Annotated in this window: 19 protein-coding genes; 17 read left to right on the forward strand and 2 right to left on the reverse strand. The window is 51.5% G+C overall.

Features of this window, described 5'->3' with window-relative positions:
- Positions 1-35: 35 nt before the first annotated feature.
- The 15 genes from spoVAC to BM200_RS01405 all read left to right on the forward strand — a co-directional run bounded on the left by spoVAC (position 36) and on the right by BM200_RS01405 (position 12,888).
- Positions 36-530, forward strand: coding sequence for a stage V sporulation protein AC (spoVAC, locus tag BM200_RS01335; protein WP_091180463.1), 495 nt, complete (start codon positions 36-38; stop codon positions 528-530).
- A 1-nt stretch (position 531) separates the two neighbouring features.
- Complete coding sequence (spoVAD, locus tag BM200_RS01340; RefSeq protein ID WP_091180466.1) at positions 532-1,545, forward strand: stage V sporulation protein AD; 1,014 nt, start codon at positions 532-534, stop codon at positions 1,543-1,545.
- A 6-nt stretch (positions 1,546-1,551) separates the two neighbouring features.
- Positions 1,552-1,902, forward strand: coding sequence for a stage V sporulation protein AE (gene spoVAE, locus BM200_RS01345; protein ID WP_091180467.1), 351 nt, complete (start codon positions 1,552-1,554; stop codon positions 1,900-1,902).
- Positions 1,903-2,131: 229 nt separating this feature from the next.
- Positions 2,132-3,088 (forward strand): AAA family ATPase, encoded by a 957-nt coding sequence (locus BM200_RS01350; RefSeq protein WP_091180471.1) that lies wholly within the window; start codon positions 2,132-2,134, stop codon positions 3,086-3,088.
- A 4-nt stretch (positions 3,089-3,092) separates the two neighbouring features.
- A complete protein-coding gene (locus BM200_RS01355; RefSeq protein WP_091180474.1) occupies positions 3,093-4,331 on the forward strand; it encodes a DUF58 domain-containing protein in 1,239 nt (412 codons plus the stop codon).
- Positions 4,328-6,595, forward strand: coding sequence for a transglutaminase TgpA family protein (locus BM200_RS01360; RefSeq protein ID WP_091180476.1), 2,268 nt, complete (start codon positions 4,328-4,330; stop codon positions 6,593-6,595). The genes BM200_RS01355 and BM200_RS01360 overlap by 4 nt, the downstream gene beginning before the upstream one ends.
- Positions 6,596-6,734: 139 nt before the next feature.
- Entirely contained in the window at positions 6,735-7,259 is a 525-nt protein-coding gene (locus tag BM200_RS01365) for a YqeG family HAD IIIA-type phosphatase (protein ID WP_091180478.1), read from the forward strand.
- Positions 7,256-8,383, forward strand: a complete 1,128-nt coding sequence (yqeH, locus tag BM200_RS01370) for a ribosome biogenesis GTPase YqeH (protein WP_091180480.1) — start codon at positions 7,256-7,258, stop codon at positions 8,381-8,383. Before BM200_RS01365 ends, yqeH begins: the two co-directional genes overlap by 4 nt.
- Positions 8,384-8,403: 20 nt before the next feature.
- Positions 8,404-9,285, forward strand: coding sequence for a shikimate dehydrogenase (gene aroE / locus BM200_RS01375; RefSeq protein WP_091180483.1), 882 nt, complete (start codon positions 8,404-8,406; stop codon positions 9,283-9,285).
- Between the two features lie 48 nt (positions 9,286-9,333).
- Complete coding sequence (gene yhbY, locus BM200_RS01380; RefSeq protein WP_091180486.1) at positions 9,334-9,642, forward strand: ribosome assembly RNA-binding protein YhbY; 309 nt, start codon at positions 9,334-9,336, stop codon at positions 9,640-9,642.
- Positions 9,643-9,676: 34 nt separating this feature from the next.
- Complete coding sequence (nadD, locus tag BM200_RS01385; protein ID WP_091180488.1) at positions 9,677-10,267, forward strand: nicotinate-nucleotide adenylyltransferase; 591 nt, start codon at positions 9,677-9,679, stop codon at positions 10,265-10,267.
- Positions 10,257-10,829: a bis(5'-nucleosyl)-tetraphosphatase (symmetrical) YqeK gene (gene yqeK, locus BM200_RS01390; RefSeq protein WP_091180491.1), complete on the forward strand. Its 573-nt coding sequence runs from the start codon at positions 10,257-10,259 to the stop codon at positions 10,827-10,829. Before nadD ends, yqeK begins: the two co-directional genes overlap by 11 nt.
- Before the next feature lie 3 nt (positions 10,830-10,832).
- Positions 10,833-11,180: a ribosome silencing factor gene (gene rsfS, locus BM200_RS01395; RefSeq protein WP_091180494.1), complete on the forward strand. Its 348-nt coding sequence runs from the start codon at positions 10,833-10,835 to the stop codon at positions 11,178-11,180.
- Positions 11,177-12,121, forward strand: a complete 945-nt coding sequence (locus BM200_RS01400; RefSeq protein ID WP_091180496.1) for a CvfB family protein — start codon at positions 11,177-11,179, stop codon at positions 12,119-12,121. The genes rsfS and BM200_RS01400 overlap by 4 nt, the downstream gene beginning before the upstream one ends.
- 5 nt (positions 12,122-12,126) lie before the next feature.
- Positions 12,127-12,888, forward strand: coding sequence for a class I SAM-dependent DNA methyltransferase (locus BM200_RS01405; RefSeq protein ID WP_091180499.1), 762 nt, complete (start codon positions 12,127-12,129; stop codon positions 12,886-12,888).
- A 171-nt stretch (positions 12,889-13,059) separates the two neighbouring features.
- On the opposite strand, the gene BM200_RS01410 is transcribed toward BM200_RS01405, so the two are convergent.
- Positions 13,060-13,698: a thymidine kinase gene (locus BM200_RS01410; protein WP_091180502.1), complete on the reverse strand. Its 639-nt coding sequence runs from the start codon at positions 13,696-13,698 to the stop codon at positions 13,060-13,062.
- 151 nt (positions 13,699-13,849) lie between these two features.
- On the reverse strand, positions 13,850-14,071 hold the full coding sequence (locus BM200_RS01415) for a hypothetical protein (protein WP_091180505.1): 222 nt from the start codon (positions 14,069-14,071) through the stop codon (positions 13,850-13,852).
- A 390-nt stretch (positions 14,072-14,461) separates the two neighbouring features.
- Here BM200_RS01415 and nrdI point away from each other — a divergent pair, with 390 nt between their 5' ends.
- Positions 14,462-14,875: a class Ib ribonucleoside-diphosphate reductase assembly flavoprotein NrdI gene (nrdI, locus tag BM200_RS01420; protein ID WP_091180507.1), complete on the forward strand. Its 414-nt coding sequence runs from the start codon at positions 14,462-14,464 to the stop codon at positions 14,873-14,875.
- On the forward strand, positions 14,808-16,892 hold the full coding sequence (nrdE, locus tag BM200_RS01425; protein ID WP_091180509.1) for a class 1b ribonucleoside-diphosphate reductase subunit alpha: 2,085 nt from the start codon (positions 14,808-14,810) through the stop codon (positions 16,890-16,892). Before nrdI ends, nrdE begins: the two co-directional genes overlap by 68 nt.
- The last annotated feature ends 43 nt before the right edge of the window (positions 16,893-16,935 follow it).

Here is a 16,935-nt window from a genome sequence, read left to right on the forward strand (position 1 = left end):
TACCTAACAGGTGAACATAAAAGGAGTGTAGCGTTATGGCAGTAAAAAGCGCCGGCGGCGGCAAATACCGCAAAATGTCGATGTCGCCAAAGGAGTATCAAGCCTTTGCCAAAACACGTGAGCCGTCGCGTTCTATATTCGGCAATTGTATTCGTGCGTTTATCGTAGGCGGTGCCATCTGTTTGCTTGGGCAGGCGATCCAGCAGCTCTTTATCCATTTGGCGCACATGAAGCCGGAGGATGCCAGCAACCCGACGGTAGCTGTGCTGATTATCCTTTCCGTTATCTTGACGAGTCTGGGGGTATATGACAAAATCGCCCAGTTTGCCGGCGCGGGTTCTGCCGTTCCCGTAACCGGATTCGCGAATTCCATGTGCTCGGCTGCTCTGGAGCACCGCAGTGAAGGACTCGTGCTTGGCGTTGGCGGCAATATGTTCAAGCTGGCTGGTTCCGTTGTGGTATTTGGTACAGTCGCGGCCTTTTTTGTCGGTATTGCCCACCTTATCTTTGGTACGGGCGGTGCTCACTAAGATGCTGCAAGGAAAACAGACCTGGAAGTTTGAGAACCGTCCCGTTATTATCGGGGCGGCTACCGTTGTCGGTCCCGATGAAGGCGACGGCCCGCTTGCCGCGGATTTTGATCTGGTTCACCCGGAGCTCGACATGCAGCAAAAAAGCTGGGAGAAAGCCGAGCGGCTGCTGCTTGAGCAGGCCTCGGAATTTGCCTTGAACAATGCCCGTATTGAAAAAGATCAGCTTCAGTTCTATGTCGGCGGCGACCTGATGAATCAGATCATCAGCAACAGCTTTGCGGCAAGAACGCTTGGCGTTCCGAATATCGGCGTGTTTGGCGCCTGCTCGACCTCAATGGAATCGCTGGCAATTGCGTCCCTCATGGTGAATTCGGGAGCCGGCCAATATGTGCTTGCCGGGACATGCAGCCACAACTGTACGGCGGAGAAGCAATTTCGTTATCCGACGGAATACGGCTCCCAGAAGCCGCCAACCGCTCAATATACGGTAACAGGGGCCGGGGCTGTTGTTGTTGCGGCAACCGGAGACGGACCGGTGGTTGAATATGCCACGATCGGCAAGGTGATCGATCTGGGGATCAAGGATCCGTTTAATATGGGGGCGGCAATGGCCCCGGCAGCAGTGGACACGATTCAAGCACACTTTAACGATACCGGCCGGACACCGAAGGATTATGACCTGATCGTGACCGGCGACCTGGCAAGTGTCGGTCATCCGCTGGCCAAGGAGCTGCTTATCCGCGACGGAGTGCCGATGAATGACACAACCTTTAAAGATTGCGGGCTGATGGTCTTCGACGTTGACCGGCAAAAGGTACAGGCTGGGGGAAGCGGCTGCGGCTGCTCCGCCGTTGTGACTTACGGCCATATTCTCAAGAAAATTGCCAAAGGAGAGCTGAAGCGCGTACTGGTCGTTGCGACTGGCGCTTTGTTATCCCCGCTTTCCTTCCAACAAGGGGAAAGCATCCCTTGCATCGCACATGCCGTTGCGATCAGCGGCGGAAAGGAGTAACCTGATATGCAATTTCTATGGGCTTTTATCGTAGGAGGAGCGATATGCGTCGTTGGCCAGCTGTTATTTGATGTCGTCAAGCTGACTCCGGCACATACGATGGCAACGCTGGTTGTGGTAGGGGCGATTATTGACGGGATAGGCTGGTATGAGCCGCTTGTCAGTTTTGCCGGAGCCGGTGCCACGGTGCCGATTACAAGCTTTGGCAATGCTCTTGTTCACGGGGCATTAACCGAGCTCGAGAACTCCGGTTGGATCGGCGTCATCTCCGGCATCTTTAAAGTGACTAGCGCGGGTATTTCCGCAGCGATTATATTCTCTTTCCTGGCGGCGCTTGTTGTCCGTCCGAAGGGATAATCATAAGGAAGCAGGCTTGCCTTGGATGAGGCAAGCCTGCTATTTTTTTGCCCCAATTACCTGCCGCCGCAGCGCTCGGGATCATTCATTACAAGTTTGTCGGGATATGTGGAAACCTCCAATTTTTTTTGGCAGTTCATTCATTTGTGCTACCCGAAGGTACTGCTGTAAAATGGTACTAAATCCCCTTTTATATTAATGCACCCATTATTTTGCAGGAGGTATGTCCATGGAAACCCGTGTTGCCGATATGCAATTATGTACCTTAATCTTAAATAGCTTGAATGAATGTATTCTAGGAAAACAAAGTGAGATAGAACGTTTGATGATAGCCGTCCTTGCAGGCGGTCATGTGCTGCTTGAGGATGTTCCGGGCACGGGCAAAACCCAATTAGTGAAAGCTTTGGCCAGAACGATTGGCGGAGAGTTCAGGCGTATTCAATGCAATCCCGATCTGCTGCCGACAGATATAACGGGTGTTTCGATTTATCACCCGAAGCAGGAACAGTTTATTTTCCGTCCCGGACCGGTTATGACGAACGTCTTGCTCGCCGATGAGATCAACCGGGCAACAACAAAGACGCAGTCCGCTCTGCTGGAAGCGATGGAGGAGGGGCATGTTACCGTTGATGGCGATACGTATATGCTTCCTAGTCCGTTTATTTTGCTCGCCACACAAAATCCGATCGATTTCGAAGGGACTTACTCCCTGCCGGAAGCGCAGCTTGACCGGTTTATGATGAAGCTGTCGCTCGGATACCCGAATGAAGCAGACGAACAGCGAATGATTATGGCAAATGAGGCTGGACATCCTTCTGACCGGATGGAGCAGATAACGGCAATTGAGGATATTGAACAGCTTCAGCGGCAGGTGCTTGAAGTTCATATGGATGATGCAGTCGGCAATTATTTGATCTCGGTTATTCGCTCAACGCGTACCCATCCTCATGTATTGCTTGGCGCAAGCCCGCGCGCGGCAATTGCTTTAACCCGTGCCGCGAAGGCAAGCGCGTTCCTTGCGCAACGTACGTTTGTTACCCCGGATGATATTAAGCAATTAGCCCCGTACGTCTTGTCCCACAGGCTGCTGCTTCAAACGGAAGCGCGGATGAATGGTCTCAGAGCCGAAGATATTATCGCTGAAGTACTGGATCAGACAAAGGTTCCTGTCAGACTGGAGCGTTGATCCCATGAACGCGGTGAAAGAGACGAAGACCCGTAAACGCTGGAGGCTTATCGCGTTCATCTATGGCGCCGCATTGCTCTATTTATTATTTCAAGGCGGTAAGACGGCATTAATGCTGTTTATGATTTTGAATGTCCTGCTGCTCTATCTGGCCTTGGGCCGCTGGAGCGGGATCAGTCATGTGTCCGGCATCCGCAGCTACCGCCAGACCGGCCTGGCCGCTAATAATGACCACTCTCTGACAGCGGGCAGCACGCTCGATGTTCAGCTGTCGGTGAAGGTTCCGGGTGTATACCCGATCCCATATGTGCTTGTTAGAGACAGGCTGCTTCGGCATAACGGACAGCAGCTGGATTTTGAAGCTTCCTTTGTCCCTAATTTCAAACGCTCCGGCGAAGTGTTGTATCAGACACCGCCGCTTCAGCGCGGTGAATACCGCTTCGGGTCTACCGAATGTATTTCCCATGATGTATTCGGCTTGTTTGAGCATTCGGGACGGTTCGGCTCGGAGGCCGTATTCAGCGTTCTGCCGCAGATCGTTCCGCTGCGCCAATGGCATAGCATCCAAAGCGGCTTCCGGGGGCCTTTCTCCCATGCCGTTGCACCGCGAGCGGCGAAAGAAACGACGCAAATCAACGGTGTACGTGAATACTTGTACGGCGACCGCCTGTCGCGTATCCATTGGAATGCAACGGCGAAGACGGGTGACTGGAAATCGAAAGCGTTCGAGAGAGAGTCATTGCCGCGTACACTGATCATTCTCGACCGATATGCAGCTGACTATTCCGCTTCAGACCGTTTCGAATTGGCTGTGTCTACAGCAGCATCACTAATCGACAGCGGTCTAAAGGGCGATACAGCTATTGGTCTTATGTCCTCCGGGAAAAAGTTGACCATCCTGCCGCCCAAGTCGGGGGTAGAGCAGCGGAATTCACTGCTCAAGCATTTGACCTTTGTGGATGCCGATGCCGAGCAAGGGCTGTACAAGACACTTCTTGCGGCCGATTCCCGGCTTGAGCCGGGCTCCTTCGCGGTCGTTATCAGCAGTACTTCCGGCAAGGAAGCGGTCCGCTCGATGGAGTGGCTGTCCCGCAAAGGGTTAACGCCTTGTCTGCTGCACATCGGGGGCGAGAAACGCCTGGAAGAGCAATGGCGCCTGATGATCCGCAGCAAAGGCTGGACTTTGTTCGAACTTAAGCAGCTGCAGGAACTGCCGGCTGTTCTGGAAGGAGGCCGGGCATGAGCCTCTTACGACGTCTTTTTACTTTTTGCCGTCAGGCGTTTATTAAGATCACACCGAATTGGTACTTGAAGCTGTCGCAATTATTTATAGCTCTTATGCTGATCAACAGCATTCAGATTTTTAAGGGATTCTGGTGGGAGGAGACCTTCGCGGCCGCTGTCTCGACGCTGCTCTTGGCCGTTGCGGCCCACTGGGTGCTGCCATACCGAATGAGAGTGCTGCGGATTGTTGTTCAATCCGTGCTTGCTTTAGGGGCCACCGTCTATTTTGCCGAGATGAAGAAAGTGATCCTGAACGTGCCGGAACAAGAGAGGCGATGGACCGACTCGTTCCGTTTAATAGGGGGTTATGCCGAGCAGCTTCATCCGTTTATTTGGATTAGCGGTGTTCTGCTGCTGCTCTATATCCTGTTTGAGGTGTGGATTAAGTCAAGACCCCGGCTATTCGGATTTATTAGCATGAATATCCTGGTCCTGACCATAGCCGATTCTTTCACTCCGGTCTGGTTATGGGATGAAGTCGCATGGATTGTCTTTCTGGGACTGCTATGGCTGGTCGCCAATCATTTGCATAAGCTGGAACGCCAGCATCCAAACAGCTGGAAGGAGCTCATCGAATATCCGCTGCAGCTGCTGCTGCCAATCGTTGTCGTCCTTTCCTTACTGATGACCGCAGGTCTTCTGATGCCGGCGGTTTCGCCAATTATCCAGGATCCTTATACGATGTGGAAAGAATCAAAGGGCGAGACGGTTAATGTGTTCCTTGGCGACAAAGGAATTGAATCTCCGGTTGACGTCAGCAGCAGCAGCTCGATCTCCGGCTATGGACGTGACGATACTCAGCTTGGCGGCGGGTTTGACTTTGATTATTCGCCGGTAATGACAATCACCACTACCCATCGCAGCTATTGGAGAGGCGAGACGAAGACGGAATACTCCGGACAAGGCTGGTCCGCTAACGGCGAGACGGAGAGGGAGCGGATAGCTTCGGTCGGGAAGGATTGGGAGCTTCCGCTGATTGATGGACGGGAGCTGGCGGAGACCATGAAGGTGGATCAGCAGATTCGAATGTCCCGCAATGACATTTATCCGGTATTATTTGCGGCTTCTCCTATTACGTCTGTTCATTGGGTAGACGACCCCGACGCATCGGTGCTGCCCAGAAGCTTGAAATGGGCGGTTAATGAACAGGAGCTTATCTGGTCAGACAAGCCGCTCCGCCGCTTCCCGCAAAGCTATTCGGTTACATCGGAAGTAACCATATTAAATGAAGAAGGGCTTCGCAAGACGGAGGCTGAATTCTCGGATCCTGCCGAGACGGACAAATATTTGCAGCTGCCATCCTCTCTGCCAAGCCGTGTACGGTCGCTTGCTATGACCATTACAACGGACGCGGTAGACGATTATGATAAAGCAAAGCTGATCGAGACGTATCTTCGCCAAAATTTCCAATACACGAATAAGCCGGACAAATCGAAGCTGACTGGCAACAGCGGGGATTTCGTTGACCAGTTCCTCTTTGAGCTGAAGGAAGGCTATTGCGATTACTTCTCCACAGCGATGGCGGTGTTATCCCGTTCAGTCGGCTTGCCGGCCCGCTGGGTGAAAGGCTTCTCTCCAGGGGTACTGCCGGCTTCGGAATATGTGCCGTCAGCGGGCGGAATTCCAAGCGAAGCCGAGCTCAATCCGGATGGAGCGGGAACGTATACGGTCCGCAACTCGGATGCGCATTCCTGGGTAGAAATCTATTTTGACGGCTACGGCTGGATTCCGTTCGAGCCTACGGCAGGCTTCACCTTCCCGTATTCCGTTCCTGAAGTGCAGGAGGATGCGGCGCCGACGCCTGCAGTAGAAGTCGATACTGATCCGGTGCAGGAGGAAGCTGTTGAAAGCGGCTCGGGAGTTAATTTTTCGGCCGTAATCTGGAGCGCGGTATCCGTGGCTGCCGTAATTGTTTTGGTTCTTGTGCTGCTGCGTACGCCTTGGATCCGTTTCAGGTACCGTTCTTACTCGGGCAATGACCGGATTGTATGGGAAACCGAGAAGCTTCTGCGCCTTTGCCGGCGCAAAGGGTATGAGCGTATGGAGCATGAGACGCTGCGTGAAGCAATCCAGCGATGGTCGCCCAGCCATAAGCGGCTGTACAATCTGCTGCGCGAAGTGCTGGATGAATTCGAACGCGCGAAATACAGCTCGGTGCAGGCGACAAGCGCGGACACAGACCGTTTTATTTTGAAGATTAAAGCGATCAAAGAGGAATTATAGAATTTTATGTACATGATATAGGAAGAAGCTTGGCCGCTCGCTTTTGCGGGCGGTATTTCTTTGCAACAAAATCAGAATATATGGTATAGTTTCGTAAGATAGCAGGAGAAGAGCGAAGAGCAAGGGGGCCAAAGGCAGCATGTTCGAGAGATTACTGCCGCATTTACGTGTAAATTCGGTGTATGATATTCAGCTGGATGAGCTATATAAAAGAGGTATCCGCGGAATTATCACCGATCTTGATAATACGCTTGTTGGAGCACGTGAGCCGCTTGCAACACCGCAGCTTACGAAATGGCTGGAGCAAGTTCGGGATTATGGCTTTAAAGTTGTCATTGTGTCGAATAATAACAGAACGAGGGTGTCCAAGTTTGCTGATCCGCTGGGCATTCCGTTTATTCATGCCGCACGCAAGCCGGCGAATAAATCGTTTCATAAAGCGCTGAGTGTACTGGGCCTGCCTGTGGAGCAAACCGTTGTGCTCGGCGACCAGATGCTGACGGATGTGCTGGGCGGGAAACGTATGGGCTTATATACGATTCTGGTCACGCCGATTGCTCCTGCTGACGAAGGAATAATGACCCGGGTAAACAGGAGAATCGAGCGGTTCGTTCTTTCCCGTTTGCGTAAAAAAGGGACATGGTATGAGGGGGAGACGAAGTGAGAGAAGAAGAGCAGCATAGTCAGTCGCATGCATGCGCAGGCTGCGGAGTGAAGCTCCAGACGGAGCGTCCGGAAGAGTCGGGCTACCTGCCCGAAGCGGCATTAAACCGGGAACCGGTAATTTGCCAGCGATGCTTCCGTATTCGTAATTATAATGAAGCTTCATCGATAACGGTCGATCAGGATGATTTCTTGCGCCTGCTTGGCAGCATCGGGTCGACGGACAGCCTGGTTGTCCATATTGTCGACTTATTTGATTTTGAGGGAAGTCTGATTTCAGGTCTGCAGCGGTTTGTAGGCAACAATCCGATTGTACTTGTCGTGAACAAGGTTGACCTGCTGCCGCGTTCCATGAATTTGAACCGTCTTCGCAACTGGGTCCAGAAGCAAGCGAAGGCAGAAGGATTGCGTACGGTAGAGATTGTCCTGTGCAGCGCCAAACGGAACATCGGCTTTGAGCATGTGATTGAAGCGCTCGAGCGCCACCGGAAGGGCCGGGATGTATACGTAGTAGGTGCGACGAATGTCGGCAAGTCTACGTTGATCAACCGCCTTATCCATGACTACAGCGATATGGAGCGCGAGCTGACGACTTCCCGTTATCCGGGAACAACGCTTGATGCGGTTCATATTCCGCTTGATGACGGCAAAGCGATTATTGATACGCCGGGGATTGTGTACTCCACCCGGATGACGGAAATTGTACCGCGCGGCTTCCTGCAGTCTTTGCTGCCGGATAAGCCGATCAAGCCGCTTGTCTACCAATTAAACGATCAGCAGTCGCTGTTTATTGGCAGTCTGGTACGTTTCGACTTCGTAGAAGGCGAACGCCAATCGTTTACGCTGTACATTTCGAATGCCCTTAATGTACACCGTACAAAGCTGGAACGGGCAGATGACTTGTACAAGGAGCACCGCGGAGAGCTGCTTGGGGCTCCATCGCGTGAAGAGCTGGATGAAATGCCGGCATGGACCCGCCATTCGATCCGGGTTCCGCGCGGTGCGAAGAAGGATATCTTCTTATCCGGTCTTGGCTGGATTCAAGTGAATGGTACTTCCGGTGCCATTGTGGATGTCTATGCGCCTAAGGGAATTAAGGTGCTGCTTCGCGATTCGCTTGTATAGAAGAGAGGGGAACGGGAACATTGACGGTATCCGCGCTTGACACTGGAATTACGGGGAACCGGATTGACAGCCATACGGTGCTGTATGGCGTTATCGGTGATCCGATTCGTCATTCGAAATCGCCGATTATGATGAATCGCGCTTTTCGTGAGACGGGGATTAACGGAGCCTATATGGCCTTTCATATCACACCTGATAAGCTGGGGGAATTTGTAGCAGGCATTCGGGCGATGGGCATTCGGGGAGTCAATGTGACGATTCCTCACAAGCTGGATATTATGAATTATATGGATGAGATTGACGCCGGTGCGAGAGCAATCGGGGCCGTCAATACCATTGTGAACGATAACGGCCGTTTAATCGGCTATAACACAGACGGTATCGGTTATGTCCGTTCCTTGAAGGAAGAAGCAGAACCGGATCTCGCGGGCAAACGGATCGTGGTCATCGGAGCTGGCGGTGCTTCGCGCGGAATCGTCTATGCGCTGGCTGGTGAACGGCCCTCCAGCATTACGATTGCCAACCGCTCGGTCGAGCGGGCAGAGGAGCTGGCGCAAGCATTCCAGTCCCTGGCCGATATTCGTGCAATTGCTAACGAAGATCTGAAGACTGCCTGTCAGGAAGCGGATATTGTTATTAATACAACTTCGGTTGGCATGCATCCTCATACGGATGCAAGTCCAATCGATGCCACGTGGCTGAAGCAAGGCGCCGTTGCAAGCGACCTGATCTATAATCCGCTGCGTACGAAGTTTCTGCTGGATGCAGAGTTGCACGGCTGCCGTGCACATGGCGGACTTGGCATGTTCATTTATCAGGGGGCTTATGCCTTCGAATACTGGACAGGTCAGTCTGCCCCGGCAGCAGCTATGCGCGAGACGGTATTGCAGTCTCTTGCCTAATCATAGAATAATGACAACCCTATAGAGATGAAAGAAGGAAACAAAGCCATGTTAACAGGTAAACAAAAGCGTCACCTCAGATCGCTCGCTCATCATCTTCAGCCGATCTTCCAGGTAGGCAAAGGCGGCACCAATGACCAGCTCGTTCGCCATATTGAAGAAGCGATCGAAGTGCGCGAATTAATGAAGATATCCGTATTGAACAATTGCTTGGATGACCCAAAAGAGATCGGAGCCGAGGTAGCGGAAGCCGCTGGTGCCGAACTGGTACAGGTTATTGGCAAAACGATTGTTCTCTACAAGCGAGCTACGGAAGAGAAGAACCGCAAGATCGAGCTGCCGAAGGCTGCGAAATAACAGCCCTTCTATAGGAAGAGAAAGGTAGCGCGAGATGAGCAGAATCGGTATTATGGGCGGAACATTCGATCCCGTTCACGTCGGCCATTTGATTGCGGCGGAAGCAGCGCGCGAGGGCTGCGGACTGGACGAGGTGTGGTTTATTCCAACCTATAACCCTCCGCTGAAGGACAATCAGCCGAGCGTCAGCAGTGAATTGAGACTTCAGATGGTACAAGAAGCTCTTGGAGGCAACCCGGCCTTCAAAGCGGTTGATATCGAGCTGAAGCGCGGCGGGATGAGTTATTCCATTGACACCGTGCTGGAGCTGAAGAAGCGTTATCCGGATGCCTCCTTCTCTTATATTATCGGTTCGGACCGGATTAACGATCTGCCCAAATGGCATCGGATCGAAGAGCTGGCGGAGCTGATCGCCTTTATTGGACTTGAGCGGGAAGGGACAGCCGCTCAGCTCGGCCAGCTTCCGGAATTTATCCGTCAGCGTGTGACGATGGCGGCGATGCCCCCAATCGGCATATCGTCTACAGACATCCGGAGCAGAGTGCGGTCGGGGCGTTCGATCGCCTATCTGGTGCCGGACACCGTTCATCAGTTTATAAAGAGGAGAGGGCTTTATGAATCGTGAACAAATGATCGAATCGGTCAAATCGCAAATGCCGGAGAAACGTTGGAAGCATGTGGAAGGCGTTATGGCGACCTCCATCATCCTTGCTGAACGATTCGGGGAAGACCCGGTAAAAGCAGAGCTTGCAGCTATTTTGCATGATGTGGCCAAATACTGGCCAATCGCAAAGATGGAGCAGATTATACGGGAGCAGCAGCTTGACCAGGGACTGCTGGACCATGATAAAGCGTTGTGGCACGCGGAGGTTGGCTACTGGGTAGCTGAGCATGAATATGGTGTCCAAGATCAGGATATCCTTGATGCAATCCGGTATCATACATCCGGACGGGTTGGAATGACCAAGTTGGACAAGGTCGTTTGTCTGGCGGATTATATGGAGCCGGGTCGGGATTTTCCTGGGGTAGAACGCATACGCGAGCTGAGCGGGACCAGTCTCGAGCAGGCGCTTATCGCGGGTTTTGATTCAACTATTCTCTTCCTGCTGGAGAAAGGGAACCGGATTTATCCGTTAACGGTTGAATCCCGCAATGATTTAATTAAACAGCAAAAAATAGGAGGCTGAGCTATGACCGTACATTCGGATGAACTGCTGCAGATTACGGTGGCAGCTGCGGAAGATAAGAAAGCGCATCGAATTGTAGCATTAAATTTGAAAGAAGTTTCGCTGGTGGCAGATTATTTCGTTATTTGTCACGGTAATTCAGATACACAGGTACAGGCCATTACGACGGAAATTCGCAAACAGGCGGAGATGCGCGGCGTTCGCGTACGCGGCATTGAAGGAATGGATTCCGCGCGCTGGGTTCTCATTGACCTTGGAGATGTGATCGTTCATGTATTCCACCGCGATGAGCGTGATTACTATAACATCGAACGTCTGTGGTCCGATGCGAAGGTAGTGGAATTCGCATGAGTCTGACAGCCGGTACGATTCAAACTTTAAGGGTGGCACGTGAAGTGTCGCCCTACGGCTATTTCTTGACGGATAACGAATCAGAGGTGCTTCTGCACTATACTGAGCTCGTCGGCAAGAAGCCGAAAATTAACGATGAGGTTGAAGTTTTTATTTTCTACGACTCCGAGGACCGGATTGCCGCAACGATGAAACGTCCGGCGCTGCTGCTTGGGGAGATGGCACGCCTGAAGGTTGCGGACGTTCACCCGCGGCTGGGCTGCTTCCTGGAATTTGGCCTGGGACGCCATTTGCTGCTGCCGATTTCCGAACTGCCGGAGAAGGTTGAATTCCGTCCGCTGCCCGGAGATGAAGTGCATGTCGTGCTTGGTCATGATAAAGCCGGACGACTGCTCGCAAGAACGGCTGGCGAGGACGAGCTTGGACCTCTCGTATTCGAAGCTCCTCAGGCGTGGCGGAACCAGTGGGTGGAAGGCTGGGTAACGAAGTCGCTGCAAATGGGTTCCTTCGTCATGGTGGACGGCGGAGTTGTTGGTTTTGGCGTGTATGGACTAATTCCGGCACCTGAGCGGGTCCGTCCGCTTCGCCTTGGTGAGCGCGTGTCTGCACGTGTCACCTTCATCCGCGAAGACGGACGTGTCAATCTGTCGATGGCTAAGCTGAAGCAAGAAGGTCGGGTAGAGGATGCTGACCGTATTCTGGCCTTCTTGAAGGAGCGCCCGGGCGGTGGTATGCCTTATTCCGACGATTCGCCTGCGGAGACGGTCAAACAGCGTTTCGGCATAAGCAAGTCGGCCTTTAAGCGCGCGTTAGGGAAGCTGATGCGGGAAGGTCTGATTACGCAAAAGGGAAGCTGGACGTATCTTGCCGATTCGGCAAATGCGGATTCAGCCGGTAACGATTCCGCAGCACCTGCAACTGCTGAGCGCACGGAGGAATAGCTTTTATGGATGCATACGGTCAATTTGCATCGGTTTATGACCAACTGATGCAGGACATGCCTTACGAGGATTGGCTGCAATTCGCCCATGACAGCTGGGAGCGTTACGGCATGCCAAAGACAGTGGCGGATCTCGGCTGCGGTACAGGCAGCATAGCAATCCCGCTGGCTCTATCCGGTCTAGAAGTATATGGCATTGATCTGTCAGCGGATATGCTGACGGTTGCCCGCAGCAAGTGGGATGAAGCTTCCTCCCAGGTTTCCCGTGCGCGGGGGAACGTCACTTGGCTAGAGCAGGATATGAGGGACTGGACGCTTGCGGAGCCTGTGGATACGGTTATCTCCTTCTGCGACTGCGTGAATTATCTGACGGAGCAAGAGGATGTTGAGGCAGCCTTTAAGGCAGCCTACGACAATTTGCGTGAAGGCGGTCTGTTCCTCTTTGATGTTCACGACCCTAAAGTGTTCCTTCGTTACGCGGAGGAGCAGCCTTTTGTACTCGATGAAGACGAGGTAGCCTACATATGGACCTGCGAGCTGGAGGAGTCCCGCATGCAGATTGAGCATCATCTGACTATATTCGCCGAGGAAAAAAGCGGCAAGTTCGAGCGCTTCGAGGAAATGCATGAGCAGCGGGCGTATGAACGCAGCTGGATGGAGGCTGCTCTGAGGCGGGCGGGCTTCCGTGCGGTCGACTGCTATGCAGACTTTGAGCTTGAGCCTGCAGGGGAGCACTCGGAGCGGTTATTTTTTGCAGCAGTGAAATGACAGTTAATTGATTATATAGAAATAGGGTTGTCTTCCGTCACTTTAGGTGACAGAGGACAACCCTGTTTCTGTTTGGAGCTAAAATATAAGAAAGTACAAGTTTTTCAGTATACTATGCTTATATTACATCCGCTAAACGCGTGCTGCTGCTCATAAGGGCGGCGCAGCCGTTTACGCTTGAGGCGCTGCAATGGTGTCTGTAAGCTCTTCAGTATCTTCCTCCGTCACTTTGTGAGGAGGGACGAAGCAGCTGCGGCAGCGAGGCTCGTAGCTCTCCGTATCGCCGATCAGGAAGACTGGTCCAAGACTGGCCGGCTTGCCGTTAACTATACGCTGGGTGAAGGTCGCGTTCGCATCACCGCACACCGCGCAGAACGACGTTAATTTGACAATTTCGTCAGCAATCGCGAGCAACCCGCCGATATAGCCGAATTCCTTGCCGCGGTAGTCCATGTTGAGGCCGTCTACGATAATGTGCTTCCCCTGATAGGCCAGTTCTTCTACCAATGCAATGATAGGCTTGCCGAAAAAGGATGCCTCATCAAACGCAACGACATCGGCGTCCCTCGTCTCGCGTAAAATTTGTTCAACGGAAGAAGGAGAAAGCTCGCGGGGGACGCTGACCGCAGGAAGACGGTATCCGATCCGGCTGACGATCTCCTCGGTGCTGAATCGGTCATCCTCTGCCGGCTTGTAGGCGCGGACTTGCTTTCGGCCGTACTGCATCAGCTTCTGGCAGCGGCGGATTAGTTCCCCTGATTTCTCCGAAAACATCGGCCCGATAATGACCGTAATGAAACCTCTTTCCATGACCTATCCCTTACCTTTACTTAAATGGTTGTATTATTTTAGCAGAATAAGTCGTAAATGCAACAGGGGTATTCGACATATTTTTTTATGGCTGAGCCACTAGATATAGGTTTTGCTATAAACCTTTTCAGTCCGAATTCCGATCTATTAGTTATTCCCTTAATGCATCCTTCAATCTGCTGTTCATGCTGCCTGGTGATGCAGATCCGCGGGTAGCAGCAAGTCTCAAACGTTTCAATTCCTGCTTCAGACGATCGTTCTCCTGCACCAAATCATCTATGTACGGCAGTAGTCCGGGCACCGTATAACCGGCATCCTGAAACAGCTGGAGCACGTCGGCGCGGAGCTGCTCCGGTGTTATTGGCTTGTCCATTTGTACCTCCATAATAGCAATAAAATGTCACTATCCCATCATATCCGCATCTGTTAAAATAGTCGAGTGCCGAAAAAGCGCGAATAAATAATTTCTCCATAATTTTCATTGACGAGACCTATATCTTGATGTAGAATCAAATTCAGCAACTACATATTGAGTTGTGTAGTCAGATTTCGACGATTTTGTCAACTAGCGCATTTGACATCTTTGCTGTCAGAAGCGCTTTTATATTGCTGAATTTCAGCAAAAAGCTGACGCTTACGAAGCAAGAATTGTTACGCAATTCTTTAAAGCTAATGCTTACGAAGTAAGAATTGCTACGCAATTCTTTAAGCTAATGCTTACGATGCAAGAATTGCTACGCAATTCTTTTAAGGAGAGAGAATCATGCTGGTAGTCTACGAATCAAGAACAGGCAATGTCAAACGCTTTATTAATAAATTGAATATGAGAGCGATGCCCATTGGCGAGCTTGATATAGTGGACGAGCCTTTCATTCTTGTCACCTACACGACCGGATTTGGTCAGGTGCCGGAGCGAGTCATGACTTTCTTGAACCGGAATGGAAAAAACCTGCAAGGGGTATCCGCAAGCGGCAATCGGAATTGGGGAGACGGCTTTGCGAAAAGCGCAGATACGATCTCTTACCTGTTCAACGTGCCCGTCATATCGAAGTTTGAATTATCCGGTACGAATCAAGATATGGAATACTTTGTCGAAAGGGTGCGAAATATTGAAACACATCGAACTGAACAACGAATTGATGCAACGCGGAGCGGACGGCTTCTATCAATTGGATAAAGATAAAGAGGCAGTAGCCGCTTTTATGGAGGAAGTGGAAGCGAAAAGCGTGAAGTTCGGTTCCCTCCGCGAGAAGCTGGACTACCTCATCGAGAACGACTATTACGAGAATGTATATGAGAAGTATACATATGAGCAAATTGAAGCGGTGTTCGTGCTTGCAGAGAGCAGCGGCTTCCAATTCGAATCTTATATGGCGATCTCGAAGTTCTATAAAGACTATGCCATGAAGACAAACGATAAAGCGAAATACCTAGAGCAGTATCATGACCGCGTAGCGATTGTTGCCCTGAACCTTGGCGAAGGCGATGCTGCCAAAGCATTGCGTATTGCCGAAGCGATGATCGAGCAGCGTCTGCAGCCGGCTACTCCAACGTTCCTGAACGCTGGCAAAAGCCGCCGCGGCGAAATGGTGTCCTGCTTCCTGCTTGAGATGGACGACTCCTTGAATTCCATCAACTATGTACTTGGTACCTGCATGCAGCTGTCGAAGATCGGCGGCGGCGTGGCGGTGAACCTGTCCAAGCTGCGCGGACGCGGCGAGGCGATCAAAGGCGTAGAAGGCGCTGCGAAAGGCGTAATGCCGGTTCTGAAGCTGATGGAGGATGCTTTCTCCTACGCGGACCAAATGGGTCAGCGCAAAGGCTCCGGCGCAGGCTACTATAACATTTTCGGCTGGGACATTATCGAGTTCCTGGACTGCAAAAAAATCAATGCCGACGAGAAGACACGTATCAAAACGCTGTCGATCGGCCTGATTATCCCGAATAAATTCTATGAGCTTGCTGCCAAGAACGAAACCTTATTTGTATTTGGCCCTCATTCCGTTCATAAAGCATACGGCAAACATCTTGACGACATGGATATGGACGTCATGTACGAAGAGCTGCTTGCTAACGATAAAGTCGTGAAAAAAGCGGTCATGAACGCGCGCGACATGATGACGAAGATTGCTTCAATCCAGCTGGAATCCGGCTATCCATATATTATGAACAAATCCAATGCTAACCGTGTCCACGCGCTGAAGGATATCGGTCAAATCAAGATGTCTAACCTTTGTACCGAAATTTTCCAAGTACAAGAGACTTCGACAATCAATGATTACGGCATGGATGACGTTATCCGCCGCGACATCAGCTGCAACCTGGCTTCCCTGAATATTGTGAATGTCATGGAACGCAAGAAAATCAAAGAATCGGTTCATGTCGGCATCGAAGCTTTGACAACGGTCAGCGACGTATCCGAGATCGACAATGCCCCAGGCGTCCGCAAAGCAAACGAAGAGCTGCATTCCGTTGGCCTTGGCGCGATGAACCTGAACGGTTTCTTCGCGAAGAACAAGATTGCTTACGAAAGCGACGAAGCAAAAGAGTTCGCGAGCGCATTCTTCATGATGATGAACTACTACTCGATTGAGAAAAGTATGGAAATCGCCAAGGAGCGCGGCACAACGTTCAAAGATTTCGACCGTTCGGAATATGCAAAAGGCACTTATTTCACCCGGTATACCGAAAACGACTTCCGTCCGACATCGGACAAAGTGAAAGAACTGTTCGAAGGCATGGACATTCCTTCACCGCAGGACTGGGCAGCATTGCAGGAGAAAGTACAGAAATACGGCTTGTACCATGCTTACCGTCTGGCGATTGCGCCAACACAAAGCATCTCGTACATCCAAAACTCGACTTCGAGCGTTATGCCGATCGTAGAACATATCGAGACGCGCACTTACGCAAACTCGACAACATATTATCCGATGCCTTACCTGGCGCAGGAAAATTACTTCTACTATAAATCGGCTTACAATATTGATCAGTTCAAGCTGATTGACCTGATCTGGGAAATTCAGCAGCACGTTGACCAAGGCATCTCGACGGTTCTGCACGTGAACAGTAATGTAACGACCCGTGAATTGGCACGCTTCTACATTTACGCCGCTCAGAAGGGCCTCAAATCGCTCTACTATACGAGAACGAAGCGTCTTTCCGTTGAGGAATGCACAAGCTGCGCCGTATAACTTGAACTAATGATAAGGCTGCCGGATGATAATGCTCGGAAAG

The organism is Paenibacillus catalpae (assembly GCF_900112695.1).
Taxonomy (GTDB): domain Bacteria; phylum Bacillota; class Bacilli; order Paenibacillales; family Paenibacillaceae; genus Pristimantibacillus; species Pristimantibacillus catalpae.

What these genes read in the sequence shown, in the direction of transcription:
- nadD (WP_091180488.1), top strand. Translation starts at nt 9,677, where the DNA reads ATGAGCAGAATCGGTATTATGGGCGGAACATTCGATCCCGTTCACGTC.
- BM200_RS01405 (WP_091180499.1), top strand. Translation starts at nt 12,127, where the DNA reads ATGGATGCATACGGTCAATTTGCATCGGTTTATGACCAACTGATGCAG.
- yqeK (WP_091180491.1), top strand. Translation starts at nt 10,257, where the DNA reads ATGAATCGTGAACAAATGATCGAATCGGTCAAATCGCAAATGCCGGAG.
- BM200_RS01415 (WP_091180505.1), bottom strand. Translation starts at nt 14,071, where the DNA reads ATGGACAAGCCAATAACACCGGAGCAGCTCCGCGCCGACGTGCTCCAG.
- BM200_RS01365 (WP_091180478.1), top strand. Translation starts at nt 6,735, where the DNA reads ATGTTCGAGAGATTACTGCCGCATTTACGTGTAAATTCGGTGTATGAT.
- BM200_RS01360 (WP_091180476.1), top strand. Translation starts at nt 4,328, where the DNA reads ATGAGCCTCTTACGACGTCTTTTTACTTTTTGCCGTCAGGCGTTTATT.
- nrdI (WP_091180507.1), top strand. Translation starts at nt 14,462, where the DNA reads ATGCTGGTAGTCTACGAATCAAGAACAGGCAATGTCAAACGCTTTATT.
- BM200_RS01400 (WP_091180496.1), top strand. Translation starts at nt 11,177, where the DNA reads ATGAGTCTGACAGCCGGTACGATTCAAACTTTAAGGGTGGCACGTGAA.
- BM200_RS01350 (WP_091180471.1), top strand. Translation starts at nt 2,132, where the DNA reads ATGGAAACCCGTGTTGCCGATATGCAATTATGTACCTTAATCTTAAAT.
- spoVAC (WP_091180463.1), top strand. Translation starts at nt 36, where the DNA reads ATGGCAGTAAAAAGCGCCGGCGGCGGCAAATACCGCAAAATGTCGATG.
- spoVAD (WP_091180466.1), top strand. Translation starts at nt 532, where the DNA reads ATGCTGCAAGGAAAACAGACCTGGAAGTTTGAGAACCGTCCCGTTATT.
- spoVAE (WP_091180467.1), top strand. Translation starts at nt 1,552, where the DNA reads ATGCAATTTCTATGGGCTTTTATCGTAGGAGGAGCGATATGCGTCGTT.
- yhbY (WP_091180486.1), top strand. Translation starts at nt 9,334, where the DNA reads ATGTTAACAGGTAAACAAAAGCGTCACCTCAGATCGCTCGCTCATCAT.
- BM200_RS01355 (WP_091180474.1), top strand. Translation starts at nt 3,093, where the DNA reads ATGAACGCGGTGAAAGAGACGAAGACCCGTAAACGCTGGAGGCTTATC.
- rsfS (WP_091180494.1), top strand. Translation starts at nt 10,833, where the DNA reads ATGACCGTACATTCGGATGAACTGCTGCAGATTACGGTGGCAGCTGCG.
- BM200_RS01410 (WP_091180502.1), bottom strand. Translation starts at nt 13,698, where the DNA reads ATGGAAAGAGGTTTCATTACGGTCATTATCGGGCCGATGTTTTCGGAG.